The following is a 24,950-nucleotide window of genomic DNA, read 5'->3' as shown; positions in this document are numbered from 1 at the left end:
CTCCGGTTGCCGGTCGGCGTTCTACTCCTTCAACCGGACGTTGAGCTCCAGCTTCCAGCGCCCGGGGCCACCTTTCTCCAGGCAGCGCAGCTCGAGCGTGCCCACCTCCGTCACCGCGGCCTGCAGGTTGACGGGTGTCAGGTCTCCGAAGGCCGAGGGCTGTCCGGACATCGTCGTCTCGATGGGCGCCAGCTCCTCCATCTCGCCCTTGGCCAGCTCGTCCGCCACGTCATCCACCATGACGCCGACGGTGTCGTCGCGTCGCATGGAGGAGGAGAAGAAGCGGAAGCTGGTGGGCTCGCCGGTGACGAGGCCGAACTCCTGCGGCGGTACATCCGCCTGGGTGCCTTCCTCCATGCCGAAGGGCGCCACGCACAGCGCCTTCACGGGGGGCTCGAAGCCGGGCACCGCGGGCATCGCCGACTCCACGCCCACGTAGTACGCGCGCGCCGTGCCGCCTCGGATGCGCAGGCCATGTCCCTGCTTCACCCAGCCGTAGTACGCGGCGCCACGCGCCACGGAGAGGTCCAGGTCCGCGCCCTCCAGCTCCTTGGCGGGCTCGCCTCCGTCCGCCTTCAGCCACAGGTTGAGCACCTCCATGACGCGCGCCTTGAGCGGGCCCGCCTTGAAGACGCCGCCGTTGAAGAGCACCGCCGTCGGGTGGAGGAACGACTTGTCGCCGATGGCCACCGGCGCGTCGTGGCTGCTCGCGAGCGCCTGGGCCTGCCGCGTGAGGAAGGCCGCCAGGTGCCGGGACACGCCCGGGTCCTGCGCGTAGGGCAGCGCCATCTGCGCCAGGCCCGTGCGCCGCGCCGTGCGAGGCAGCTCCGCCAGCGGCGTCACCGGGAAGAAGCCATCGGTGAGGACGCGCTCCAGCTCCTCGCGCGTCAGCTCCGTGCGCAGCGTGCCGCCGATGAGCGACGAGCCTCGGCTGGGGACGGAGATGGACACCTTGTCCAGCGACGTGTCCGCGTACAGCGTCTCCTTGGCCTGGCGGCACCCGTGGGTGAGGGCGTTGAACTGCCACGGGTCCAGCTTCTTGCCCTCGGCCGTGAGGCGCTGGTTGAGCGTGTGCGCCAGCGCCAGGTCCATGTTGTCGCCGCCCAGGAGGATGTGGTCGCCCACGGCCACGCGCAGCAGCTCCACCTCGCCGTCGCTGTCCCGCACGGTGATGACGGAGAAGTCCGTGGTGCCGCCGCCCACGTCCACCACGAGGATGACCTCGCCGGGCTTCACCTGCTGGCGGAAGGACTCACCCATCGCCTCCAGCCACGCGTACAGCGCGGCCTGCGGCTCCTCCAACAAGGTGAGGTGCGCGATGCCCGCAGCCTTCGCGGCCTCCAGCGTCAGCTCCCGCGCCGCCGCGTCGAACGAAGCGGGCACGGTGACGATGACGTCCTGCTCGGCCAGCGTGTTGCCGGAGTCCTCCTTCTCCTGGGCGAACGTGGCGTCCCACGCCTCCCGGAGGTGGCGCAGGAAGCGCGCGGACGCATCCAGCGGAGACACCCGCTGCACGTCCTCCGGGGCCTGCCACGGCAACATCGCCGAGCGCCGGTCCACCCCCGGGTGGGACAGCCAGCTCTTGGGCGAGGACACCAGCCGCGTGGGCACCTTGGCCCCGTGCGAGCGCGCCAGCTCTCCGATGATGGAGGTGGCCTCCGGGTTCCACGGCAGCGCGAGGCTGCCCTTGGGGAACTCCTGCGCGGCGGGCAGGTAGAGGAAGGAGGGCAGCAGCGGCCTCGCCTCCACGGTGCCGGGCGCGGTCAGCTGGGGGATGGGCAGCATCGACTGCGCGCGGCCCCGGGACTTTCCGTCCTCCAGGTTGAAGTACGACACCGCGGAGTGTGTGGTGCCAAGGTCGATGCCGATGGAGTAGCGGGCCATATGCTCCCTTTAGAGTCCGGTCTGCGTGTGCGCCGCGGGCGCTCAGGCGAGCTCGACGTCCGCCGGAGCGAGCACCCGAGAGTCCATGGCGGGGCTCACGGTGGGGAACTTCACCTCGGACACGACCCATCCATGGTGGCGGAGCGTCCCGGTGTGCGGCGGCTGGCCCGTCACGTTGCCGCTCAGGCGGATGCGCTGCGCATCGAAGCCCGCGGGCACCGTGACCCGGTCCCCTTCCGACTGGGGCAGCACCGGCTGGAGGGTGAGGTACTGGCCCACCACCTTGCGGCACCCCTCATGGACGATGCGGCAGGCGGCGCCCACCTCGGCGTCCGAGAAGGCGGCCACGTTCTCCTGGAGGAAGTCCACCAGCCGGCCCTCCCGCTGGAGCATGGAGAGGAGCGCCAGGGCGCTGGCGTGCTCGCGCTCGGGGGGCGGGGCGGGAGCGGGCTCGGGCGGCTTCACCGCCACCGGAGGAGGGGGGGGCTGGCCCGAGGGGAGCTCGGCGAGCTTCCCGGCGTCGTACGCCTTGCTGGCGGGGAGCACCGCGCGGGCGAAGTCGCCGGAGACCAGGCAGCGCCAGAAGCAGAGCCAGGCGAGCCAGACGCGCGCGAAGAACGACAGGGAGGCGGACGGGTCAGTCATCGGCTCCGGATAACAAAGCCCGCCTGCTTTGCAATTCGGCAGTTGCCCGAAATGCCCCAAATGCAAAGGGCCTCACGGTTTCCCGTGAGGCCCTTCGTTTTCAGCATGGTGGAGGTGGACGGGATCGAACCGACGACCTTCGCATTGCGAACGCGACGCTCTCCCAACTGAGCTACACCCCCACAACGGGCCTGCGCGCTGCGCCTCGGGGTTTGGGGCCGCCGAGGTGAACGGGCTAGTACCGGACCCCCACGCAGGTGTCAAGCGCAAGCCTTCACAACTCATCCGTGCGATTGACGTGCCGCGCAGCGGATGCCATAAAAAACCCTCTTCTCCGGCGTACCCTTCCCGCCAGGTGCAGTCCCCCCAGGTAATGTCTACCTCCCCTTCAAAGACGTTGAGCCCGGCCGAGCTCGCGAAGCTCGAACACGCGTTCGCCTCCGATCCCTCGTCGGCCGCCTACAAGCCTCTGGCTGAAGCGTACCTGAGCATGGGGCGCTTCATGGAGGCGATGGTCGTCTGCAAGAAGGGAGTGAAGGCGCATCCCACCGCGGCCGACCCACGCCTCCTCCTTGCCCGCGTCTACGCCGAGCAAGGCAAGGACAAGAAAGCCCTGGAAGAAGCGCTTGGCGCGCTTCAGGTCCAGCCCGAGGACAAGGCCGCGCTGCGGCTGGCTGGAGCACTCCAGCTCAAGACGGGCGACACCGAGCCGGGCAAGGCGAACCTCCTCAAGGCCTTCACCGCGGACCCGGGAGACCCGGACACCGTCACGCTGCTCCAGCAGCACAAGATTGAGCCGCCGCGTCCGGCCGCGCCCACGCCCGTGGCCGCGGCTCCCGTCGCGCCCGCGCCCTCCGCCGTCCAGCAGTCGGCGGCGTCGCTCTCCCACGGGGCCGCGTCCGCCACGGGCTCGGAGCCTGCTCCCGCGCCGAAGCCCGCGCCGCGTCTGGCTCCCTCCGAGCCCTCGCGCGCCGAGCCCGCGCAGCCCCGCGCCGCCGCGCCTCAGCCCCGCCGCCCGCAGCCGGTGGTGGTGGACGAGGTGGATGACGACGACGATGACGACCAGCCGCGCCGTCGCGGGGGGCGTCCTCAGGGTGGCAAGGGCAAGCTGATGACGGTGGCCCTGCTGGTGGCCATCCCGTTGTTCATCGGCGGCTACGGTTGGTACACGGCGCACACCCGGAAGATCTCCCGCGAGCTGAAGAAGCACCTGGAGGCCTCCGCGGAGCTGCTCAAGCGCGACTCGTTCGACAGCTACAAGAAGGCCTGTGAAGAGGCGGACAAGGCCATCGAGGTGAACTCCGACTCCGCCCAGGCGCACGGCTACCTCGCGTACGCCTACGCGATTCGCTGGGGTGAGCACGGCGGTGGCGACGATGCGCGCCGCCGCGCCGAGGAGCACCTGGCCGCCGGCAAGAAGTCGGGCGACGTCAGCTCGCACCTCATCGCCGCGGAGGCCCTGGCCCAGACCTACGGTGGAAAGGGCAAGGACGCGCTGGGCGGACTGGAGGAGACGGTGAAGGGCCTGGATGCCCAGGGCCGCTCCAGCTCGCTCCTGTACCTCACGCTCGGCCTCATCCAGATGAACGCGGGCGACCTGGACCGCGCCCGGGACACGCTCGAGCGCGCGCAGGTGCTGGCGCCGGACGACCCGCGCGTCTACTCCGGCCTGGGCGCGGTGTACCGCCGCCTGGGACAGGACAACTCCGCCTGGAAGAACTACGACCTGGCGCTGCGCTACGAGAAGGACCACCCCGAGTCCCTCCTGGGCCGCTCCCTCCTGATGCTGGAGCAGGACGAGCCCAACTACGGACTGGTCCACTCCATGCTCAAGAAGCTGCTGGAGTCGGAGCCGCCTCCGTCGCCCCGGCAGCTGGCCGCCGCGCACCTGGCGCGCTCGCTGCTCGTCAGCCGCGTGTCCGCCGCGATGCAGAACCTGAAGCCGGACGTGCAGCAGAAGCTCTCCGAGGCCACCGCCGTCCCGCTGGACAAGGACAAGGCGCGTGGGGAGATGCAGAAGAGCGAGGAGACCGGCTTCACGCTCGACAAGCAGAACCCGGAGCTGCACCTCATCAAGGGGCGCCGCCTCCTGGCCGAGGGCAACTTCGACCAGGCCGCCGAGGAGATCCGCAAGGCCATCCGCGTGGACAGCTCGCGTGCGCAGTTCCACGTCGAGCTGGCCAAGGCGCTCATGGGCAAGCAGGGCGGCGAGAAGGAAGCCGCGGGTGCGCTCGAGACGGCGCTCAAGACGATGGGCGACAGCCCCAAGCTGGTGGTGATGCTGGGCAACGCCTACCGCCGTCAGGGCAAGCTGGATGAGGCGCTGACCCAGTACCAGCGCGCGGTGAAGGACCCCAAGGCGAAGAACCCCGAGGCGCGGCTGGCCATGGGCGCCATCTACCGGGAGCGCTCCGACTGGCCCAAGGCCCAGGAGCAACTGGAGAAGGCGAGCCAGGAGTTCGTGGGGCAGCCGGAGCGGTCGGCCATGGCGCTCACGGAGTTGGCGCGCGTGTACCAGGGCAAGGGCGACGCCGCGAAGGCGGACGAGACCTACCAGCGCGCGCTCAACGCCGACGAGGGCTTCGGCGCCGCGTACTACTACTACGCCACGCTGCTCGCGAAGGACGCCAAGCAGGGCCCCAAGGCGAAGATGCTGGCGCAGGAGTACCTGAAGCGCGAGCCGAGCGGCGAACACGCCAGCGCGGCCCGTTCGCTCTCGGGGGGCTGAGTCCGGAGTCGGACAAGCGGGGCTGATGCGAACGGCCAGCACGGCGCGCATCGGCCCCGGTCCTCCGGGTTGATGGGGGGGCCCTCGCGGGCTATGCCCCAGGTGTTTGCCTCCTCACGCTTGTCACGACATCAGGACATCCCCCCAGCCCGCGTGTCGGCGCTGGGCGGGCGACCGTTCGCGGGCGCCGGGTCCGGGTGACGTGTCCTTGCCCACCCCCCAGTGGTGCCTGTATGGGAGGGCCCTTACCGCGTCGGCAGCGTTCCTGTCGGCCCGTCCCCTGGAGTCCGCTTGAGCGCGCGTGCCGAAGCCGTGTCGACGACCGCGTCCGACCTGCTCTCCTTGATGAAGCCCCGGCTCTCCAGCCTGGTGCTCATCACCACCGCGGGCGGCATGTTCCTGGCGCCCGGCCCGCTGTCCGCGGGCCATGCGCTGGTGACGCTGCTGGCCACGGCGGGCACGGTGGGCGCGGCCAACACGCTCAACTGCTACTGGGAGCGGCACAGCGACCAGTTCATGGAGCGCACGCGCAACCGCCCGCTGCCGTCCGGTCGGATGGAGCCCGCGGTGGCGCTGTGGTTCGGCATCTCCCTGGCGCTGGTGTCGCTCCCCGCGCTGGCGTTGGGGGCGAACCTCCTGACGGCGGCCCTGGGGCTGCTCGCGCTCCTGAGCTACGTGTTCGCGTACACGCCGGCCAAGGCCCGCACCGCCGCGGCCATGATTGTGGGCGCGGTGCCCGGCGCGCTGCCTCCGCTGATGGGCTGGACGGCCGTCACGAACCAGGTGGACGCGGGCGGCTTCGCGCTCTTCGCCATCCTGTTCCTGTGGCAGATGCCGCACTTCATCGCCATCGCCCTGTTCCGCAAGGAGGAGTACGCGGCCGCGGGGCTCAAGTCCGTGCCGCTGGAGCGCGGTGACGACTCCGCGCGCGCCCAGGTGGTCCTCTACCTGGTGGCGCTGGTGCCCATGACGATGCTGCCCTTCCAGCTCCACATCGCCGGCTCCTGGTACCTGGCGGCCGCGGCCGTGCTGGGGCTGAGCTTCCTGGGCCTGGGAGCGTGGGGCTTCTTCAAGCGCCTCGGGAAGCCCTGGGCGCGCCAGGCGTTCTTCTTTTCGCTCATCTACCTCACCGGATTGTTCGCGGCGCTGTGTCTGGACCGCGTTCCCCGCGGCTAGCGCGGGGCTGCCGGCGGGACACCGCCCATGCTTGATAGCTCGTCCTCCACCTCCCCAGCCCCGCTGCTCCACCTCGAAGGGCTGACCCGACGTTTCAAGGGCCGTGTCGCGGTGGACGGGCTGACGCTGTCGGTGAGGCCCGGAGAAATCCTGGGCCTGCTCGGTCCCAACGGCGCGGGCAAGTCCACCACCTTCCAGATCCTGGCGGGCCTGCTGGCGCCCGACGCGGGCCAGGTCCGCTTCGAGGGGCGTGAGCTGTCGCTCAGCGACCCGGCGCTGCGCCGGCAGATGGGCATCATCTTCCAGCGAGGCAGCCTCGATGACCTGCTGACCGCGCGCGAGAACCTGATGCTCGGGGCCCGGCTGTACGGGCTGACGGGGGAGCGGGCCCGCGAGCGGGTGGAGGCGATGCTGGGCCTCATCGGGCTGTTGGACCGGGGCGACGAGCGGGTGGGGACGTGGTCCGGCGGCATGCGCCGCAGGCTGGAGCTGGCGCGGGCGCTGGTGCACCAGCCGCGCGTCGTGCTGATGGACGAGCCCACGCAGGGGTTGGACGAAGCGGCCTTTCGCACCTTCTGGGCGCACCTGAAGCGGCTGCGCGACGCGGAGGGCATCACCGTGCTGCTCACCACCCACCGCGCCGACGAGGCCGAGGTGTGTGACCGCCTGGCGGTGTTGGACGCGGGGCGGCTGGTGGCGTGTGACACGCCGGCGGCGCTGGCGTCGCGCATGGGTGGGGACATCCTCACCGTGGAAGCGTCCGAGCCCGAGGTGCTGGCGCGCGAGGTGCGCGAGAAGCTGGGCGTGGACGCGAAGGTGGTGGAGGGGAAGGTGCAGGTGGAGGCCCGGCAGGGCCATGCGCTGGTGCCTCGGCTGGTGGAGGCCTTTCCCGCCGGCCGGCTGTCGTCCGTGTCGCTGCGCCGGCCGACGCTGGCGGATGTGTTCCTCCAGCTGACGGGGCGCGCGCTGGGCGCCGATGTACCGGCCGCGGAGCCCGCGCCGAGGAGACGCCGATGAACGCCGAGGTTTCCACCGCGCGGCCCCCCGTGGCGGCCACTTCTCCCGCCCCGGCCGTGCCGGGGACGCTCGCGTTGCAGTGGGCGACGGTGCGCGTGTTGATGGCGCGCGACGTGGTGCGCTTCTTCCGCCAGCCCAGCCGCGTCGTCGGCGCGCTCGCGCAGCCCATCCTGTTCTGGTTCGTCATCGGCTCGGGCTTCGCGGGCTCGTTCCGCGTGGAGGGCGCGCAGGGCCTGGGCTACCAGCAGTTCTTCTTCCCGGGCGTCGTCACGATGGTGCTGCTGTTCAGCGCCATCTTCGCCACCATCACCGTCATCGAGGACCGCCGCGAGGGCTTCCTCCAGGCGGTGCTGGCGGGGCCGGGCTCCCGGCTGGCGGTGGTGCTGGGCAAGGCGCTGGGCTCGTCGGCCATCGCGCTGATGCAGGCGTCGCTGTTCCTGCTGCTCGCGCCCCTGGCGGGAGTGAGCGCGTCCACCGTGAACCTGCCGCTGCTCGTGTGTGTGATGGTGCTGTCCGCGCTGGCGCTGACGGGCATGGGCATGTCGCTGGCGTGGTGGGTGCGCTCGAGCGCGGGCTACCACGCGGTGATGAGCATCGTGCTGCTGCCCATGTGGGTGCTCTCGGGCGCGATGTTCCCGCTCAAGGGCGCGGGCACGTGGCTGTCGTGGGTGATGACGGTCAACCCGATGCGCTTCTCCGTGGAGGGCGTGCGGCGCGCGCTGTATGGCGCGGAGGCGTCGCTGTCGGTGGGCACGTCCATGTCCGGAGCGGGGTGGGAGGTGCCGGTGTTGCTGGCCTTCGCGACCGTGTTCCTGGGCCTGGCGGCGGTGAGCGTCAGCCGCCGCGAGTAGCTCGGACACGCTGTTGGACAGGCCCGCCTCCATTCGCTACGAGGGAAGGCGGACGAAGTTCGAGTTCTCCGAGGAGACTGCACGATGACGCTGCGCACGCTCGGCCTGACGATGCTGGGGGCCGCGGGGCTCCTGTCCCTGTCTGCATGCAAGAAGGAGGAGGCTGCTCCGGCCGCGCCTCCTTCCACCCCCTCGGCGCCGAGTGCGGCGCCCGCGCCCGTGGCCGAGAAGGTCCACGCGGCCTCGCCGATCCAGGCGCCCTCGGGGAAGGGTGTGGTGAAGGGCACGGTGACCTTCACCGGGACGCCGCCGCCCGCCGAGGACCTGCCCGCGAGCAGCGACCCCGCCTGTGAGGGGCGGAGCGCGAAGGACGAGTCGGTGCTGGTGAAGGACGGCAAGCTCCAGAACGTGCTGGTGCGCGTGCGTGGGGCGGTCGAGGGAGTCTCTGCTCCGTCCACGCCGGTGGTGGTCGACCAGTCGAAGTGCACCTACGTGCCGCGAGTCCAGGGCGCGATGGTGGGCCAGTCGGTGGCCTTCAAGAACAGCGACGGCACGCTGCACAACGTGCGGGGATTGGTGGGGGCGAAGGCGGCCTTCAACGTCGCGCAGCCGCCCATGGGCGCGGCCGTGAACAAGCCCGTCCCGGCGGACGAGGTGCTGAAGCTCAAGTGCGACATCCACCCGTGGATGACCGCGTACGTGCTGAGCAATGCGAACCCGTTCTACGCCACGACGGGCGCGGATGGGGCGTTCACCCTCCAGGGCATGCCCGCGGGGACGTACACCGTGGAGGCCTGGCACGAGACGTTCGGCACGAAGACGGCCGAGGTTGTCGTGAAGGACGACGCGCCGACGGACGTGTCCTTCGCGTTCAGCGCGGCGGACGCTTCCGCCAAGAAGTAGCGTGGACTGTCGCCGTCCGTGAGGAGCCGAGCCCGATGCACCGGGGCTCGGCTCTTTCGCTTGCTACGCCACCGCGGGCTTCTCCTCTCGCACAGGGCCCGCCTTGCGCACCGTGAAGCCCACGCGTGCTCCGCCGCCCTCGCGGTTCTCCGCGAAGGTCGTTCCATCGTGAGCCTGGGCGATGCGCTCGACGAGCGCGAGCCCCAGGCCCAGTGAGCCCGCCTCGCGCGCCTCCGTGCTCTGGTCCTTGCGATAGAACGGCTGGAAGATTCGCGCCGCCTCTCCCTCCTGGAACCCAGGGCCTCGGTCCTCCACGCAGAAGGCGAGGTGCTCGTCCTGCCGCTGGATGCGCAGGGCGAGCGCACCCCCACCGTGCCTTCGCGCGTTGTCCAGCAGGTTGGCCAGGGCTCGGCCCAGCAGCGTGGCGTCGCCCACCAGTCCCGCGTCCGACGTGTCCATGTCCAACATCTCCGGCGCCAGTCCCGCCCGCTCCAGGGCTTGAATCGCGAGCGTCCGCCCATCCAGCACCCGAGGCGTTATCTGCCCGAAGTCCAGCCGGGAGCTCGCGAGCAGCTCGCCCACCAGGGCATCCAGCTCCACCACTTCCCGGTCCACCTGGTCCAGCGTCTTCGGATTGCCCCCACCGTCGCGCAGGAGCTCCGTCAGCACCCGCAGCCGCGCCAGCGGTGTGCGCAGCTCATGGGACACCGCCGCGAGCAGCTCGCGCTGGTCCGCCACCTGCTTCTCGATGCGCCGGGCCATGTCGTTGAACGCCACCCCGAGCACCGCGAACTCACCCGTCGCATGAGGATGCACCTCGGCGCGCGCATTCAGCCGCCCCGAGCCCAGGGCCTCGGTGGCCTGCACCAGCACATCCACGGGCTTGGCCAGCCTGCGAGCCATCTTCCCCGACGCCATCCAGAGGACGAGGCAGGCCGCGAGCATCGGCAGCATGAACTTCAGCGGCTCCTTGCCCCGCTTGCTCCCGTAGCAGAGCCGCGCCTGCCCCAGCGTCGTGTCACCCCGCATCACCGGAATGGAGATCTCCGTGTGCTTGCAGAGCCCGCCCGCCAGCACGAGCACCTGCCCACTCGCGTCCTTGATTTCGACGTCGACGTCCAGGTCCTTCGCGATGGACTGCGCCAGGGCCTCCCGTCGCGCGGGCTCGTCCCAGACCTCCTCGAAGCGATGGCCCGCGAAGGTCCGCATGCGCTCCATCTCCTGCTTCCACGTCGTTCCACCCACGAGGTTGAACACCGTGGCCACGACCACACAGGTCAAGAAGATGCTCAGGCCGAACCACAGGAAGAGCCGCCGGTGGAGCCGGGCCCGCACGAAGTGGCCCAGCTGGCTCATGCGCCAGTGCTGCCGCCAGCTCATGCGCCGGTGGTGCTTCCAGTGCTCCCGCATGTGCGCGTGCGCGGCTTCCCACGCCTGGCGCCGCACCCGGTCGGCCTCGCGGCGCTGCTCCTTGTAGGAGTACGCCTCGCCCTTCGACTCATCGACCCAGTGCCACTCGACGTCGCGCCCCTTGTCCCCCTCGTCGCCCGACCCTCGCCGCTCCTTGTAGGAGTACGCCTTGTCGCCCGAGTCACTGACCCAGTGCCACTCGACCTTGTGCCCGTCCTCGCCCTCGTCGAACGAACAGTCCTCGGGGCCCTCGGGCGTGTCCTTGCACTGAGGACCACACGACTCGCACTCGTCCCGCGGGGACCTCCGTCCGCGGCGCTTGTCGTCGCGGCGGCGCATCACGCCCCCTCCTTGGCGAAGACGTAGCCCACGCCGCGCACCGTCTTGATGAGCCGGGTGCCCACGTCGCCCAGCTTCTGCCGCAGATGCGAGATGTGGACATCCACCGTGCGCTCGCCCACCACGGTGTCGCTGCGCCCCGCCTCCCCCAGCAGCGCATCGCGCGGGATGACCCGCCCGGCCCTGCGCACCAGCGCCACGAGCAGGTCGAACTCCAGGCCCGTGAGGTCCACCAGCCGCCCCTCGCTGCGCACCTCGCGGCCCGCCACGTCGATGGACAACCCGCCCGCCTCCAGCCGGTCCGCCACCGCCGACGGCTGCGAGCGGCGCAACACCGCGCGCAGCCTGGCGAGCAGCTCCCGAGGGCTGAAGGGCTTGGGCAGGTAGTCGTCCGCCCCCAGCTCCAGCCCCACCACGCGGTCCGTCTCATCCCCCTTGGCCGTGAGCATGACCACGGGGATGCGGCTCTTGGCGCGGATGCGCTTGCAGACCTCCAGCCCATCCATGCCCGGCATCATCACGTCCAACAGCACCGCGTCGTACGCGCTCGCCTCCAGCGCCGCCAACCCGCGCCCTCCATCAGGTGCGTGGGCGACGCTGACGCCGTTCTGCCCCAGGTACTGGGCGAGCAATTCGTACAGGCGGCTGTCGTCGTCGATGAGCAGGACACGCGTGGACATGGATGGGGCGGACTCTACCGTGCGGCTGGGGCGGGAGGCGGGGACATGGACGTCGCCGGCTCGGGCGTCAGGGCGCTGGCCGGGGGCGCCCCGGTCCAGGGAGTGTGGGGCCGCCAGCGCCCCGCCCCCCCTCCGGAAGGGCAGGCGGGGTGATGGCGGGCGAGGCTGGCGAAGCCGGACGCGTAGCCTCCGATGGTTCCCAAGCCGAGCAGGACGATGAGCAGGCGACGGCGCATGGTGGGGGTCCTCGTGGTGGGCGGCGGGCATGGACTCACATCATCCGAGGGTCATCGCCTCGGGGATGTTCACCCCGCCACTCGTGGCGCCGGCCGCAGCCACGCCGGTGCCAGCCGTGGTGTCCTCCGCCCCAGCCCCGCTCGATGATGTCCGCCAGCTCACGCCGCTGCCGAGGGTCCAACGCCTCGTGCACCTGCGAGAGGGCACCCAGCACCGTGCGGCGAATCTCCTCCATCTTCACGTCGTGCTGGGCGAAGCGCTCACGCACCGCCGCGCCGTCGAAGTGTTCTCCCCGCATCGCTTGGGCGAGGGTGGTGCGGGTGGGCGTCAGCTCGTCGCGCAGGCCGCTGAGCGACTCCGTGAGCTCCTCGGTGGCCTTGATGATGACCTTCTCCTGCCCAGGAGAGGTCTCCAGCCGCTCGAACAACCAGCGCAGCTTCATGCGCCAGCCCCACGGGCTGCCGCCTCCGCGGGGGTGATGGTGCCAGCGGCGCCCGCCCTTCACCGTGTAGACGAGCCCCGCGAGACAAGCGCTGCCGAACAAGAATCCGAACATGTGTCCTGCTCCTTCATGAGGCGGGCCCCGTCAGGGGGCGCGCCGGGATGACGAGCAGGAAGGTAGAGGGCGGGTATGAAGGGCGCGCCGGAGCCGCATGAAGAAACGTGAAGGCCGATGCCGGACTCGGGATGAAGAGTCGAGTGTGCTCTGTTGACATCTCGAGCGACCGTCAGCCTCGCGGAATGTCACCTGGTCGACGACTGCCTGCCCGGTGGGCGGGGAGCAGGTGGACAAAGCAGCCCACGAGGTAGATTGTCGCGGCAGTGTCGGAGCGATGTCCGCCCCGCACTGGTGGTCCGGCTGGTCCCGGGTCGCCGTCTAGCAGAAAGAAGAAGGTCACATGGCAACTGGTACTGTGAAGTGGTTCAACGACGCCAAGGGTTTCGGTTTCATCGCGCAAGAGGGTGGTGAGGATGTGTTCTGCCACCACACCGCCATCAACATGGATGGCTTCCGCACCCTGCAGGAAGGGCAGCGCGTGGAGTTCGAGGTGACCCGTGGCCCCAAGGGGCTGCAGGCGCAGAACGTGCGCGCCGCCAGCAACGGCTAGCGGATATCCTGGCCACCCTTGAGTGAGCCCGAGGCCCGGTCTTTCCATGTGAAAGGCTGGGCCTTCGTCTTTGCGGGCACCCACCCTCCAACCAGGCGGGCGTCGGTGCGGGCGCGTCGCGCGGTGTCTCCTTCCTTACCTTCCCAGTGGAAGGAGACGAGGCATGGGAGATACCAGCGTGAAGAAGGTGGAGAGTCGGCGCTCTCCCAAGGGAGAGATGGGGCAGAAGTACCTGGCCTCCGGCGTGCGAGTGTCCATGCGGCTGTGGGAGGACGAGCCACCCGGAGAGGCCAGGCCGGCGGCCCCTCGCGACTACGAGACGGTGGGTTTCGTCCTGAAGGGCCGCGCGGAGCTGCTCCTGGAGGGGCAGGTCATCCTGCTCAACCCCGGGGACTCGTGGCTCGTACCTCGTGGCGCCAGCCACACGTACAAGATTCTGGAGACGTTCTCCGCGGTGGAGGCGACCAGCCCTCCCGCCGCCGTCCACGGCCGCGACGAGCGCGGGCGTGAGGCGACGTCCGCGAAGGCGTGAAGCTCGGTGCGGGGTCGGGCGCCTCGCCCTGGCCGCGCGACGAGTCCACGGGTGAGGGACTCTCGCGGCGCCGCTACTCGTACCAGGTGGGCACGAGCTGGCGGACCTCGGGGAGCTCGGCCAGGCGGCAGAGGGTGTCCCATGCGGCGGGCGTGAGCGCGCCGTGTCGCGCGTGGCACTCGGTCTCGCTGGTGGGGAAGAAGTAGAGCGTCTCCTCGGGCACGTTGCACCCGGCGCGTCCGCGCGAGACGCCCGCCACCTGGACCGTGGGGGCGATGGCCTTCACGCGCGCCACCAGTGCGTCATCGCCGGTGGGGAGGCAGAACTCCACCGAGCCGTCGTTGCGGCAGCCCGTCTCCTGCTCGAACGCGAACTTCTGGGTCGGGCAGGCCGCGGCATGGGGCGTGGCCTCCGACGTGGGCGGCTCGCGAGGCGCGGTGGCGCAAGCCGTCAACGTGGCGAACAACAGGCCGGGCAGCGTGAGTCGTGTCATGCGGGGCATCTCCTCCGAGGGAGGGGCGATTCCAGCATGGCCGAGGCGTCACGTGGGGTGACCTCGACGTGTCACCTACGTGCGGGTGGGAGCCCAGATGGCGCTGTGGGGCTCTGGCGCATCCGGAGAGGTCTCCGCCGTGTAGAAGTAGGCGGCGATGGCGGCGCGCCCGCGTCCCTCGGGGCATTCCAGGGGCGTGGGGTGGCCGTGCCAGTAGTCGTCGCCATGGGCCATCACGACGAGCCGGTCGAGGAGGGGCGCAATCCGCGTCTCACACCGGGAGAGGTCGGCGTTCCACAGCTCGAGGTCTCCGCCCCAGGCCGCCTCCCAGTCCGGGTTCAGGTAGTAGAGGACGGTGAGGCGCCGCGTGAGCGCGCGGAAGCGGTCCCGGTTGAAGTCGGCGTGCAGCGCCAGGTGTCCCCCGCGCAGCGTGAGGTGCAGCCCCGCGCCTCGGAAGTGAGGGTCCGTGATGAGGCCCTGCACCCCGGTGAGCGACTCCAGGAAGTCGATGAACGACATGCTGGAGAACTCCGAGAGCAGGTGCCGGAGGGCCCCGGGGACCTCCTCGAAGGCCTTGCGCTGAAGCTGCCCCAGTCGCGCGGCCTGCTCCACATGGTCCCTGCGCTTCCAGGACGCGTCGTTCGCCCCTGGGAAGACGCCGGCGAGCGCCGAGGCGAGCGGTGTCCCCAGGAAGCCGTCGATGGCGACATGCGGATAGGGGCGGGCGGCGGCGTACGAGCCGCGATGCGCCAGCGCGAGCGCGCGGAGCGCTGTCCGGTCGAGGAAGAAGCTGGGCCCCCTCAGTGGACCTTCATCGAGGGTGGCGGCACTCACGGGTAGCGGCGGAGCAGTCATCGCGGTCGAGACCGCGACATATGTCACGGACGCGGCGGTCCGGTCGAGGCGCTCCGCCCGCTCGCATGCTCCAGGACCCAGACGCCATACGTCACCTTCCCCAGCATCAGGAAGATGTTCCACTGGTCATAGGCACAGAGCAGCTCGAAGGCCTCGCGGCCCAGCCGGGCCTCCACCCGCGAGCGGGCGCGCAGTACCTTGCCGAACCGCAGCGCATGGCGGGCGAGTCCCTCGTCGAACGCCTCCAGGAACGGCGAGCCTTCCTCCGTCGTGGTGCCGAACTCGACGACGCGCAGACCGGCGGACTCGTACGCGGCCGTCATCCGCTCGTGGGAGAGGGTGGCGGGGTTGAAGCCCACGCCGGACGTGACGCGCTCCGCCTCGCGAGGCTCCAACAGGTCGGTGGCCAGCGCGCTGCAATTCATCATCGAGCCCCCGGGTCGAAGCACGCGGGCGCACTCCTTCATCGCGCCGTCCAGGTCCTCGACATGGTTGAGCATGTCCAGACACCAGACGAAGTCCACGGAGGCTGACTCCAGTGGAAGCTGCTCGATGCCTCCCTTCAGGAAGGTCATGCGCTGGTGGAGCCCCTCTTGGAGGGCACGCCCGGTGGCGAGCTCCAGGTTCTGGTCGAGCGGGTCCACCCCGATGAAGTCCCCCTCGTGCCGCCGCGCCAGCTCCACCAGTTGTCGCCCCTTGCCACAGCCGACATCGACCAGGCGGGAGCCCGCCTTCATGCCGCGCCGCGCCGGAATCGCGTTGAGCAGCGTGGACATGGGGCGCCCCCCCGGAGGTTCGTCCAGGTACGCATACCGTGTCTGCTCTTCCGCCAGGAAAGGCCACAGAAAGCCATAGAAGGCTTCGATTCGCGCCGAAAGGTTGCTCATGGAGTCCCCTCTGCTCATGTCATTCCAGGAATGGCTAGCATGCCGTCATGAGGGCGCTCATCCCAGCCCTCAATCCTGGAGTCGTTCATGCACGGTTGCTCGAGTTCGTTCAGTCGGTTCTTCGGCCTCTGGGTGGGGCTGCTCCTCGCGGGGCCGCGTCGGCCAAGGGCTCGCTCCAGGCGCGCCTGGAGGCGTTCATCCGCGCGGAGCAGCAGCGGCAGGGCGTGGTGGGGCTCGCCGTGGGCGTCGTGCACAAGGGGAAGGTGGTCCTGGCGAAGGGCTATGGCTCGGCGAACCTGGAGCACGACGTCCCCGTGACGGCGGACACCCTCTTCCAGTCGGGCTCGCTGGGAAAGCAGTTCACGGCGATGGCGGTGATGGCGCAGGTGGAGGCGGGGCGGCTGTCGTTGTCCGACAGCATCACGAAGTTCTTCCCCGACGCACCGGCGAGCTGGGCGCCCATCACGGTGCGCCACCTGCTGACCCATACCTCCGGCATCCAGGACCTGGAGGGCAAGCTCGATGAGCGCAAGGACTACACGGACGAGGACTTCGCTCGCTACATCTACGCGCTGCCCCTGGAGTTCCAGCCCGGGGCCCGGTGGGGTTACAGCAACTCGGGCTATGTGCTGCTGGGCATCCTGGTGAACCGGGTCGCGGGGAAGTTCTACGGTGAGGTCCTCGCGGAGCAGGTCTTCCGGCCCGCGGGGATGAAGACGGCGCGAGGCATCAGCGAGGACGACATCGTCCCGCATCGCTCGTCGGGATATCGGCGCGTGGGTGAGGCCGTGAAGCACCAGACGTGGGTGTCGCCCTCGCTGAACACCACGGCGGACGGCTCGCTCTACTTCTCGGTGAAGGACATGCTGGCCTGGGATGCGGCGGTGGAGCGCCGGGCGCTGCTGCGCGAGGAGAGCTGGCGCGAAATCCTGAGCCCCGCGAAGCTGAACAGCGGAAGCTCGCAGCCCTATGGCTTCGGTTGGGAGGTGTTGGAGCGCGCGGGGCAGCCGCTGCACAAGCACTCGGGGGCCTGGCAGGGCTTCCGCACCGCCTACGCGCGCTTCATCGGGGAGCGGCTCTCCATCGTCGTGCTGGCGAACACCGCGCAGTCCTCGCCCTCGCGCTTCGTGGAGGGACTCGCCGCCATCGTCAACCCCGCGCTGGCCGTGCCGCCCCTCGCCGCGATTCCGGACACGGAGCCGGAGGTCACCGCGCAGGCCGCGAAGCTGATGGAGCAGGTGCGCGACGGGACGGTGGACCCGGCCCGGTTCGCGTATGTGCCGGAGGGCTTGCTGAGCCAACGGTTCCCCCACTACCAGGCGCTGCTGCGCAAGCTGGGGGCGCCGGGCCCGCTGGTGCTGGTGAAGCGCGAGGTGCGCGGGGATGACCGCCTCTACCAGTACCAGGTGCGTCTGGGTGAAGGCACGTGGCTCCTGTCCATGGGCCTCATCCCCGACGGGCGGGTGTCGTTCTTCGACGTGCGGGCGCCCTGACTCCGGCGCATCGGGCTCCTCGCTGGGGCACTACGGCGCCAGGTAGGCGCCGTGCTGCACCAGCGTGCTGGTGATCCACCGGTGGTAGGCGAAGTCCTGCTTCCCGTCTCCATCGAGGTCGACGAAGCGAGCGCCCAGGTCGCCGAACCCATCCGCCGCGATGTGGAACGGCGGCGTGTACTCCGGCGCCCACTGCCACCCGCTGCCGGTGCTCACGTAGGCGCCCTTCTGCACCGTGGCGTTGTTGATCCACCGGTGGAAGAGGAAGTCCTGCTTGCCGTCTCCGTTGACGTCGGCGAAGCGAGCGCCCAGGTCGCCAAAGCCATCACCGGCGATGTGGAAGGGCGGCGTGAAGTCCGTGGACCACTGCCAGCCGCTGCCGGTGCTCACGTAGGCGCCCTTCTGCACCGTGAAGGCATTGACCCAGCGGTGGAAGAGGAAGTCGGCGTTGCCGTCGCCATTCACATCCGCGAAGCGGGCCCCCAGGTCGCCAAAGCCCTCCCCGGCGATGTGGAAGGGCGGCGTGAAGTCCGGCGCCCACTGCCAGCCGCTGCCGGTGCTCACGTAGGCGCCCTTCTGCACCGTGGAGGGATTGACCCAGCGGTGGAAGAGGAAGTCCTGCTTGCCGTCGCCATTCACATCGGCGAAGCGCGCGCCCAGGTCTCCGTAGCAGTCCGCCGCGATGTGGAAGGGCGGGGTGAAGTCGGGCGCCCACTGCCAGCCGGTGCCCGTGCTCAGGTAGGCGCCCATCTGCGAGAGGGTCGGGTTGATCCACCGATGGAAGAGGAAGTCCTGCCTGCCGTCGCCATTCACGTCCGCGAAGCGAGCACCCAGGTCACCGTAGCCATCCGCCGCGATGTGGAAGGGCGGGGTGAAGTCGGGCGCCCACTGCCAGCCGGTGCCCGTGCTCAGGTAGGCGCCCTTCTGCACCGTCGCGCCGTTGACCCAGCGGTGGAAGAGGAAGTCCTGCCTGCCGTCCCCATTCACATCCGCGAAGCGCGCACCCAGGTCGGCATAGCCATCCGCCGCGATGTGGAAGGGGGGCGTGAAGTCGGGGGCCTCCTCCCAGCCCGTGCCGGTGCTCACAGAGGCCCCTTTCTGCACGGTGGTCCCGTTGATCCACCGGTGGAAGAGGAAGTCCTGCTTGCCGTCCCCATTGACGTCGGCGAAGCGCGCGCCCAGGTCGCCAAAGCCATCCGCCGCGAGGTGGAACGGGGGCGCGAGGTCCGGGACCCCTCGCCACGTGAAGGCTCGGCGGTGAAACGAGACATCGCCTGCTGTGTCTGGATAGGAGACTGGCGCGGCTCCCTCCAAACCCAGGGCGGCGATGAGCCCTGTCGTGAGCAACCACGACCATCCATTCCAGGGATTGAAAGACATCATGACAGCCCTTCCACACAGGGGATGCCTGTTCGGCGGGCGCCACGTTAGAGAGGGCTCTCAAGGCCAACAAGAATGGGTGGGACGTGATACGTCCAATAGCGAGACATTCGGCTCGGCGTGTCCGCTTTCGATTCTTGTGGAGCCCGGCGGCGCATCACCCCGGCCGGGTGCGGGGCGGTGAGTGCGTGGCGCGAGTGCTCCCCTGCCACGCACACCGCTCAACGAGACTCGACGGCCTTCACCCAGTCCGGCTTCACCGGCGCGGGGCGATAGTCCTTGTCGAGGCGGACCTCGTTGCCCTGCTCGATGGTCCAGCACTCCAGCTCCCGCAGCCACAGCGCGTGCAGGTGCGCGCGAGCCGCCTGCGGCTCCATGAACACGTAGGCCACGCGGGTGATGGGCTTCTCCGGGCCCAGCGGCTGCATCTTCTTCGCGGCGCACGCGTCCCGCATCTCGCCCGGGGGCACGTCGCGACCGTGGACGATGACGCGCAGGGTCTGGCTCTTGGCGTCGTAGATGCCCTGGAGGTCATGCGACATGACGTGGTCGGCGGCGATGAAGCCGCTGTCTGGATTGTTGACCGTCAGCAGCGGATGCCCCACACGGGCCTGCTCGAGCGCCGTGGCCGCATCCGCCGCCACGTCGTGGAACTGGATCAGGGTGGTGTCTCCGGAGCCCTTCAAGACGCGCCAGGGGCCGAACTCCAACCACCGCCGGGAGACCAATCGGTCATGGCCCTTCCCTCGGAAGCCGCAGAGCCATCCATGGGGATAGTGCAGCCCTCCGAGCGTTCGCGACCGGTAGGGCTGGGCCCCCGTGGCCCATTCAGGATGGATGCTCGCGAAGGATGCGAGCTCGAAGGGCGTGGGGCCCGCGGTGAGCGCGGACAGCATGACCTTGGGGTCCGGGGTCTGCTCCGTCTTGATGCGGACCAGCTCACCCTGGGTCAGGGAGAGGTGGGGATCTCCATCCCCGGACCACTGCGCCATCGCTGACAACTCACAGCGCACCATCTGCCCGAGCCAATCCGACGTCGGTGCTTCCTCCTGGTCGTCCAGGAGCAGGCTGCCAGGGGGGCCACGAGGGGTCAGCCGCCCCGGAATCGATTTCAGGATGCTCGCGAGCTCTGGTCCTGACAGCCCGATCCTCAAGCTCTTCACCATCGACTCCCTCCTGTCCCCACTCTATCCCGCCTTCTATTCCTCGGACGGCAACTTCCAGGAGCCCTTCCCGTCGAGCCAGGTCGCCATCTCCGGGGTCCCCAGCGCGTCCTTGTCCGCCTGGGTGATGAACTTCCGCTCCCCATTCGCGTTGAAGATCTCGAACTTCACGGGCGCGCCCTCTTCAAGGTCCGCCAACTGCGTCTTCATGAAGTTCGTGTTCGCTCGGACGCCTTGTGGGTCGAGGAAGGACATGACCAGGGACTGGGCCTTCACGTCCGTGAAGTCGTCGCCGACCTTGGCCTTCACCTGGAGGTTCTCGCGGGCAATCTTCACCAGGTCGAGGAACTGCTTCTTCTCGTCGGTCCCCAGGGCCGTATAGACGTTCTTCAGCTCGCGCACCGTGCCGTCATTGACCTCCACCTGGTCCGCGAAGCGGTCCTTCTCCAGCGTCACGCCCTGCGCCTTCGCGTGGTCCTGGGTGACGGAGACCTGGGTGCTCGAGTCCTTGGTGCCGAAGGTCTTCAGGTACCAGGCTTCCGCCAGGTTTCCCTGCTCCTTGATGGCCAGGCCATTGGAGACCTTGAGCATCTCATGGTGACTCGCGGCGCGAAGCGCCTGCTGCGTGTCGCCTGTCGCCTTCAGCACGTCCTTGTACTTCTGCGTGGTCGCGAGGCGGGCCGGGTCGGTGATGTGGTCGAGGAGCTTGTCTTTGTAGGGCGCCTTCAGGCCGTGGCGGATGGAGTCGTGCGTGGCTCCGGCGAGCCCTGCTTCATTCTTCTGCAGGGCCGCGATGATGTTCTCCTTGAGCGACTTCGTCGGGTCCGCTCCTTCGGGGAGAATCTTCGCGTCCTTCATCGTGGTGAACCACTTGCCGAAGGGCGAGTTGGGGTCGTTGCCGCCCAGCTCGTCGAAGGCCTTCTCGGCCGTGGTGCCCGGCTCGAAGCGCTTCGGCGGCTTGGGGCCCTCATCCAAGGAGTTGATGAACTTCCCCGCCTCCGGGTCGTACTGCCTGCGGGGGAGGTCCGTGGAGGACCTGATGTACTGGGGCTCCGTCTGGCCTGAGCGGAGGGTCCAGTAATAGCCCTTCTCCGCATCGGGCCATCCGTTCGCCTTGGCACGCTCCGCGCCCTCGCGCGCCTCCGCCGCCACATACCCGCGGGCCGGAACGAGCGAGTCCACCGCGCTCTCGTGCGCGCGAAGCTGCGTGTTCAGGCTGTCCAGCTCGGAGCGGATGCGCGCGAGCTCCGTGGAGGACTCAGGCGTCTTCCCCGCGTTCTTGAGGCCTCCCACGGCGGCGGCCTCGGTCTTCTCCAGCTCGCTGATGAGGCCCTTGAGCTTCTTGACCTCGAGCTGCGACTCGAAGCCCTGGGAGCCATAGCCGGGCATGCCGGTCAGCTTCTCCTGCACCCGGCTCTTCATCTCGCGCAGCTTGCCCAGCGGGCCGTCGAACTTCTGGAGCTCGCGCGCCACGTCCATGTGGGCTTGGAGCTGCGCGGGCGAGACGTTGGGGCCCACCTCCACGCGGACCCGGCCGTTGTCGTAGCGCACGTGCGCGGTGCTCCCGGTCAGCTCCGGGTTGCGCACGACGGGAATCTCCTTCGGCTGGAGCGCCTTCGTGATCCCCGCGGAGGTCAACCCGCCCGCCGTCCCGCCGATGACGGCGCCGGTGGCGGCCTGCTCGGCCACGCGCGTCAGTCCGTCCGCGAGCCCGTTCTGCCACGTCTCGCTCCGAGTGGCCGCATCCACGGCGCCGCCCGCCGCGCCGCCGACCACCCCTTCCTTGATGCCCTGCTTGGCGGCCGTGAGGACCGTGTTCTCCGCGACCTCGCGCCCCGCCGTCGTGGCCACGCTCTTCGCGGCGGTGGTGGTCGCGATGCTCGCGCCCTTGGTCACCGGAAGGACGACGGTGCCGCCCTCGACGGCGCCAATCAATGCCTGGCGTCCCGCGTCCTCCCAGCCCGCGGCGCCGCCCTGTATCAGCTCGTACGTCGCCGCCCGGGTCGTCGCACCCAGCGCCGCGTAGCCCGCGATGGCCAGCGGCGTCGCCGCGCCACCGGTGGCCACCACGGCGGCGGTGGTCGCCACCACGACGGCGGCCGTCGCCGCGCCCTCCGCGAGCGAGTCCTTGCTGCTCTGCAAGGACTTCACGTCATCCGTGGCGAACCCGACGGAGCGGTCGGCCTTCTGCGTGTCGCCGGTCTGGATGGCCTGCTCCGCGTCCCCCAGCGTCCGGTTGAGTCTGTCGTTGTCGGACTCGCCGCCCTTGATGCCTCGCTGGACGTTGTCCAGGACCCAGGTGCCGAAGCCAGACTCGTTGGACTGTTGCTCCCGAAGCCGGCGCACGCGCTCCTGGGCCGCGCCCGGGTCCTTGTCGTTCACCGCGCCCAGGTCGAAGTCCTGCTTCACCAGCTCCAGGTGGTCCCGGCCGCTGAGCTCCGAGTCCAGTCGCGAGCGCAGGTCCTCGCCATACTTCCGCTGGTACGCGGCGGAGATGTCGTTGATCTCCGCCTTGGACTTGCCCTTCAGCACGTCGCGGATGGCGTCCTCGTCGGTGCCCGCGCCATCCACGGCCAGCTTGAGCTTCTCGGCGGCGGCATCCGCGCGGCCCTGGGTGTCGCCTTCCTTGGGCGGGTTGAGCAGGCGCAGCGTCACATCCTTGTCCGCGCCGTCCCACTTGCGAATCTCGTCCTCCAGGGACTTGCCGGTCATCGTCTGATACTCGGCCTTGATGCGCTCCAGCTCCTCGGGCTTCTTGCCCTCGAGGACGGAGCGCACGCCCGACTCGTCCGCGCCGAAGAAGCCATTCATGGCGCTGGTGAGGCGGGCCGCATCCGCCTTGGCCGGGTTGTCTTGCATCAACCCCATGGCCCGGTCGTAGTCCTCCGTGCCCAGTTCGTCCTTCAGCCGGTTCTTGAGGGCCTCGTCCTGCGCGAGAATCTTGCGCTGCTCCGGAGTGGCCTTCTCCAGGCGCTCGAAGATGCGGTCCTCGTCCGTGCCCAGCCCATCCATGTCCTTCTTGAGGCCGTCCTTGATGGCCTGGGCTTCCAGCTGGTTCTTCTGCTCGGGTGTCTGGGATTGACCCGCGGCGAGCATGTTGCGAGCCCGGCCCAGCTGCTCCGGGTTCAGCTCCTTGCCCAGCCTGTCGAGCATGAAGTCCTGCGCCGACTGCCCGGGCTTGAGGCCGCCATTCATCTCCGCGAACTTCTGCGCGGTGGCCTGCCGTTGCTCGGGCGTCTGCTTCTCCAGCACCTTGAGCAGGTCCTCGTTCGAGCCGAACACGCCGTCCAGCTCCGCCTGCACCTGCACCGCGGCGCTCTTGGCCGGGTCGCCCTGGAGCAGGGCCATGGCGTGCCGCTCATCCGCGCCGCTCAGCTCGTCGCGGATGACGGAGTCCATGTCCTTGCCGTAGTGGTCCTTGTAGCCCTTGCGGATGAGGTTGATCTGCTCGGGCGACTTGCCCTCGAGCGTCTTGAAGATCTTGTCCTCGTCCGTGCCCCAGCCGGTGACGCCTCCCTCCATGGCGTCATAGAGGGACGCCGCGTCGCGGTCCGCGTCGGCCTGCGAATAGGCGGGAGCCTGGGTCGTCGGCGCCGCCTGCGGCGAGTCCGCGACCATCATCCGCTGGAGCGAGTCGGGAACCTTCGCCTCGGAGATGGCGCGCTGGCGCTCCGCGGAGCCGGGCGGCGCGGCGAAGATCTTCGCGGCGGCATTCCCGGAGAGGGTGCCCGCGGGCTGGTAGTGGGGCTGTTCCTTCAGGAAGGCCTGGAGGTTGTCGTAGTTCTTGCCCGAGGACGGGTCGACGATGCGGTCCCCCTGGCGAATCACCACGTGTCCGGACTGGCCCTCGGCGCCGGGACGCGAGTCCTTGAGGAACACCATCTCCGAGCGGGCGCGCAGCGCGGGCGTGGCCTTGTCCACCCAGTCGGCGGCCACATCCAGGCAGTTGGCCTTGCCGTCGCGGGAGTTCTCCGTGAGGAGCGACGAGGACTCCGCTGTCCGTCCAGGCTTCGCCTGCGTGCTCCGAGGCGTGAAGCTGGAGCGCTCATGGCGCTCGGCGGGCTTGGGCTCCGCGGGCTTGGGCGCGACCGGACGGGCTTCCTCGGAAGGTCGCCTCACCGGAACTTGAGTCGTCAGTCGCCTGCTGTTTCCGGTCCCATCGAGTGCCATCGTGCACCTCTCTGCCAGCTTTGCATCGAGCCGTGATGAAGCACGGAGCTCCCCCCCATGCCGACGTCAGTGCGAGCGCGGGACTCCTCTTTGTTTGTCTGGAACCGAGGGTCCGGAGTTGCGTGGGTCCTTTTGAATCCACCCAGTCAACGCAAGTAGGCGGAAGGACGCAGAAGGGGCGAAGTGAAGGATTGCTCCCGCATCCGCATGCGAAGGTGGGTGGTGGTCTCCAGACGTCTGGGAGGCCCGTCGTCCTGGGATTGGACCTGGGCGTGGGTCTCCACCGAGAGCTCGTATTGGAGAGGCCAGAGTCTGTCCAAGCTCATCACACACCCACCCTCACCTCGGCTCTGGGTGCGGGGCTCGGTGGAGGAGGGCGGGGAGTACAGCTCCAGCTTCAAGCCCACCTCCTGCTTCTCCAGGCGCTTGAGCTCCACCGTGGTGGTGGAGGGAGGCGTGGGTGTCTGGTGTTCCCAGCGAGCCCCCAGGCCGACGGGGGACGACGGGAGGAAGGTGCCCATGCCGCCCAACGTCTGGAGGAGCCGTTGAAGGGGTTCTTGGAGGTGAGGCGCGAGGTCTGGCGGGAGCGCCGCGTGAAAGTGATTCGAGCGCCCGTGCGGGCTCACGCGCCCCTCGCCGCGCAGACCGGGGAGGGGGGCGAGCTCGGCGCGAAGGGCCTCCGCGTCCTTCTGGGGCGTGCCTGCCTTCACGAGCAGGTCCATCTGCTCCAGCACGAAGCGGTAGTGAATCTCTCCCTCCGGGGAGATGCGAGTGACCTCCACGGTGAGGTTCATCTGGATGCCGGGAGGGGAGGGCAGCTCGCGGGTGCGGCCGGAGTGGCGCACGGAGGTGTTGCTTTCTGAACGCACGCCGATGCGCTGGATGCTTCCGGCGAGCGGGCGGAGCTGGAGCAGCGTCTGAGGTGTCTGGCCCGGGTGAAGAACCTTCACGAGTCCATCCTGTCTGCCGCTGTCGAAGGGGCCCCCGAGTGCCGCGTC

20 protein-coding genes and 1 tRNA gene are annotated in these 24,950 nt (G+C 69.5%); 8 read left to right on the top strand and 13 right to left on the bottom strand.

Features of this window, described 5'->3' with window-relative positions; genetic code table 11:
• Nucleotides 1–21: 21 nt before the first annotated feature.
• The 3 genes from MYSTI_RS29205 to MYSTI_RS29195 all read right to left on the bottom strand — a co-directional run bounded on the left by MYSTI_RS29205 (nucleotide 22) and on the right by MYSTI_RS29195 (nucleotide 2,711).
• On the bottom strand, nucleotides 22–1,884 hold the full coding sequence (locus tag MYSTI_RS29205; RefSeq protein ID WP_015351416.1) for an Hsp70 family protein: 1,863 nt from the start codon (nucleotides 1,882–1,884) through the stop codon (nucleotides 22–24).
• Between the two features lie 42 nt (nucleotides 1,885–1,926).
• Nucleotides 1,927–2,529: a DUF2760 domain-containing protein gene (locus MYSTI_RS29200; protein ID WP_015351415.1), complete on the bottom strand. Its 603-nt coding sequence runs from the start codon at nucleotides 2,527–2,529 to the stop codon at nucleotides 1,927–1,929.
• A gap of 106 nt (nucleotides 2,530–2,635) precedes the next feature.
• Nucleotides 2,636–2,711 (bottom strand) — tRNA-Ala (locus MYSTI_RS29195).
• 308 nt (nucleotides 2,712–3,019) lie between these two features.
• Between MYSTI_RS29195 and MYSTI_RS29190 the strand changes: the two genes are divergently transcribed.
• The 5 genes from MYSTI_RS29190 (at nucleotide 3,020) to MYSTI_RS29170 (ending at nucleotide 9,204) form a co-directional block, all read left to right on the top strand.
• Complete coding sequence (locus MYSTI_RS29190) at nucleotides 3,020–5,257, top strand: tetratricopeptide repeat protein (protein ID WP_144370178.1); 2,238 nt, start codon at nucleotides 3,020–3,022, stop codon at nucleotides 5,255–5,257.
• Between the two features lie 291 nt (nucleotides 5,258–5,548).
• The gene (gene cyoE, locus MYSTI_RS29185; protein WP_015351413.1) at nucleotides 5,549–6,433 is read left to right on the top strand and encodes a heme o synthase; all 885 of its coding nucleotides are present in this window, start codon (nucleotides 5,549–5,551) and stop codon (nucleotides 6,431–6,433) included.
• A 27-nt stretch (nucleotides 6,434–6,460) separates the two neighbouring features.
• Nucleotides 6,461–7,450 carry an ABC transporter ATP-binding protein gene (locus MYSTI_RS29180; RefSeq protein ID WP_015351412.1) on the top strand — a complete coding sequence of 330 codons (990 nt, stop codon included), beginning with the start codon at nucleotides 6,461–6,463 and terminating at the stop codon, nucleotides 7,448–7,450.
• The gene (locus MYSTI_RS29175; protein WP_015351411.1) at nucleotides 7,447–8,301 is read left to right on the top strand and encodes an ABC transporter permease; all 855 of its coding nucleotides are present in this window, start codon (nucleotides 7,447–7,449) and stop codon (nucleotides 8,299–8,301) included. The genes MYSTI_RS29180 and MYSTI_RS29175 overlap by 4 nt, the downstream gene beginning before the upstream one ends.
• Nucleotides 8,302–8,385: 84 nt before the next feature.
• The gene (locus MYSTI_RS29170) at nucleotides 8,386–9,204 is read left to right on the top strand and encodes a carboxypeptidase regulatory-like domain-containing protein (protein WP_015351410.1); all 819 of its coding nucleotides are present in this window, start codon (nucleotides 8,386–8,388) and stop codon (nucleotides 9,202–9,204) included.
• Between the two features lie 63 nt (nucleotides 9,205–9,267).
• Here MYSTI_RS29170 and MYSTI_RS29165 read toward each other — a convergent pair whose 3' ends face one another.
• The 3 genes from MYSTI_RS29165 to MYSTI_RS29155 form a co-directional block, all read right to left on the bottom strand.
• Nucleotides 9,268–10,953, bottom strand: coding sequence for a sensor histidine kinase (locus tag MYSTI_RS29165; protein WP_015351409.1), 1,686 nt, complete (start codon nucleotides 10,951–10,953; stop codon nucleotides 9,268–9,270).
• A complete protein-coding gene (locus tag MYSTI_RS29160) occupies nucleotides 10,953–11,633 on the bottom strand; it encodes a response regulator transcription factor (RefSeq protein ID WP_015351408.1) in 681 nt (226 codons plus the stop codon). The genes MYSTI_RS29165 and MYSTI_RS29160 overlap by 1 nt, the downstream gene beginning before the upstream one ends.
• 271 nt (nucleotides 11,634–11,904) lie before the next feature.
• Nucleotides 11,905–12,426: a periplasmic heavy metal sensor gene (locus tag MYSTI_RS29155; RefSeq protein ID WP_015351406.1), complete on the bottom strand. Its 522-nt coding sequence runs from the start codon at nucleotides 12,424–12,426 to the stop codon at nucleotides 11,905–11,907.
• A gap of 343 nt (nucleotides 12,427–12,769) precedes the next feature.
• Between MYSTI_RS29155 and MYSTI_RS29150 the strand changes: the two genes are divergently transcribed.
• The gene (locus tag MYSTI_RS29150) at nucleotides 12,770–12,979 is read left to right on the top strand and encodes a cold-shock protein (protein WP_015351405.1); all 210 of its coding nucleotides are present in this window, start codon (nucleotides 12,770–12,772) and stop codon (nucleotides 12,977–12,979) included.
• Between the two features lie 163 nt (nucleotides 12,980–13,142).
• Nucleotides 13,143–13,511, top strand: a complete 369-nt coding sequence (locus MYSTI_RS29145; RefSeq protein ID WP_015351404.1) for a cupin domain-containing protein — start codon at nucleotides 13,143–13,145, stop codon at nucleotides 13,509–13,511.
• 73 nt (nucleotides 13,512–13,584) lie between these two features.
• On the opposite strand, the gene MYSTI_RS29140 is transcribed toward MYSTI_RS29145, so the two are convergent.
• The 3 genes from MYSTI_RS29140 to MYSTI_RS41080 all read right to left on the bottom strand — a co-directional run bounded on the left by MYSTI_RS29140 (nucleotide 13,585) and on the right by MYSTI_RS41080 (nucleotide 15,746).
• On the bottom strand, nucleotides 13,585–14,004 hold the full coding sequence (locus MYSTI_RS29140; RefSeq protein ID WP_015351403.1) for a hypothetical protein: 420 nt from the start codon (nucleotides 14,002–14,004) through the stop codon (nucleotides 13,585–13,587).
• Nucleotides 14,005–14,079: 75 nt separating this feature from the next.
• Complete coding sequence (locus tag MYSTI_RS29135) at nucleotides 14,080–14,838, bottom strand: 2OG-Fe(II) oxygenase (protein WP_044281551.1); 759 nt, start codon at nucleotides 14,836–14,838, stop codon at nucleotides 14,080–14,082.
• Between the two features lie 44 nt (nucleotides 14,839–14,882).
• The gene (locus tag MYSTI_RS41080; RefSeq protein ID WP_015351401.1) at nucleotides 14,883–15,746 is read right to left on the bottom strand and encodes a class I SAM-dependent methyltransferase; all 864 of its coding nucleotides are present in this window, start codon (nucleotides 15,744–15,746) and stop codon (nucleotides 14,883–14,885) included.
• A 95-nt stretch (nucleotides 15,747–15,841) separates the two neighbouring features.
• On the opposite strand from MYSTI_RS41080, the gene MYSTI_RS29125 reads away from it, so the two are divergent.
• Complete coding sequence (locus MYSTI_RS29125) at nucleotides 15,842–17,239, top strand: serine hydrolase domain-containing protein (protein WP_044281549.1); 1,398 nt, start codon at nucleotides 15,842–15,844, stop codon at nucleotides 17,237–17,239.
• A gap of 30 nt (nucleotides 17,240–17,269) precedes the next feature.
• On the opposite strand, the gene MYSTI_RS29120 is transcribed toward MYSTI_RS29125, so the two are convergent.
• The 4 genes from MYSTI_RS29120 to MYSTI_RS29105 form a co-directional block, all read right to left on the bottom strand.
• Complete coding sequence (locus MYSTI_RS29120) at nucleotides 17,270–18,622, bottom strand: FG-GAP repeat domain-containing protein (RefSeq protein WP_015351399.1); 1,353 nt, start codon at nucleotides 18,620–18,622, stop codon at nucleotides 17,270–17,272.
• Between the two features lie 218 nt (nucleotides 18,623–18,840).
• Nucleotides 18,841–19,785 carry a hypothetical protein gene (locus MYSTI_RS29115; RefSeq protein ID WP_015351398.1) on the bottom strand — a complete coding sequence of 315 codons (945 nt, stop codon included), beginning with the start codon at nucleotides 19,783–19,785 and terminating at the stop codon, nucleotides 18,841–18,843.
• Nucleotides 19,786–19,818: 33 nt separating this feature from the next.
• The gene (locus MYSTI_RS29110) at nucleotides 19,819–23,901 is read right to left on the bottom strand and encodes an annexin (RefSeq protein ID WP_044281547.1); all 4,083 of its coding nucleotides are present in this window, start codon (nucleotides 23,899–23,901) and stop codon (nucleotides 19,819–19,821) included.
• A 197-nt stretch (nucleotides 23,902–24,098) separates the two neighbouring features.
• Nucleotides 24,099–24,902 carry a hypothetical protein gene (locus MYSTI_RS29105; RefSeq protein WP_015351396.1) on the bottom strand — a complete coding sequence of 268 codons (804 nt, stop codon included), beginning with the start codon at nucleotides 24,900–24,902 and terminating at the stop codon, nucleotides 24,099–24,101.
• Between the last annotated feature and the right edge of the window lie 48 nt (nucleotides 24,903–24,950).

The sequence above is a fragment of the Myxococcus stipitatus DSM 14675 genome (genome assembly GCF_000331735.1).
Classification (GTDB): Bacteria; Myxococcota; Myxococcia; order Myxococcales; family Myxococcaceae; genus Myxococcus; species Myxococcus stipitatus.
Note: the sequence above shows the minus strand (reverse complement) of the source record. Positions and strands in the feature narration are given on the sequence as shown.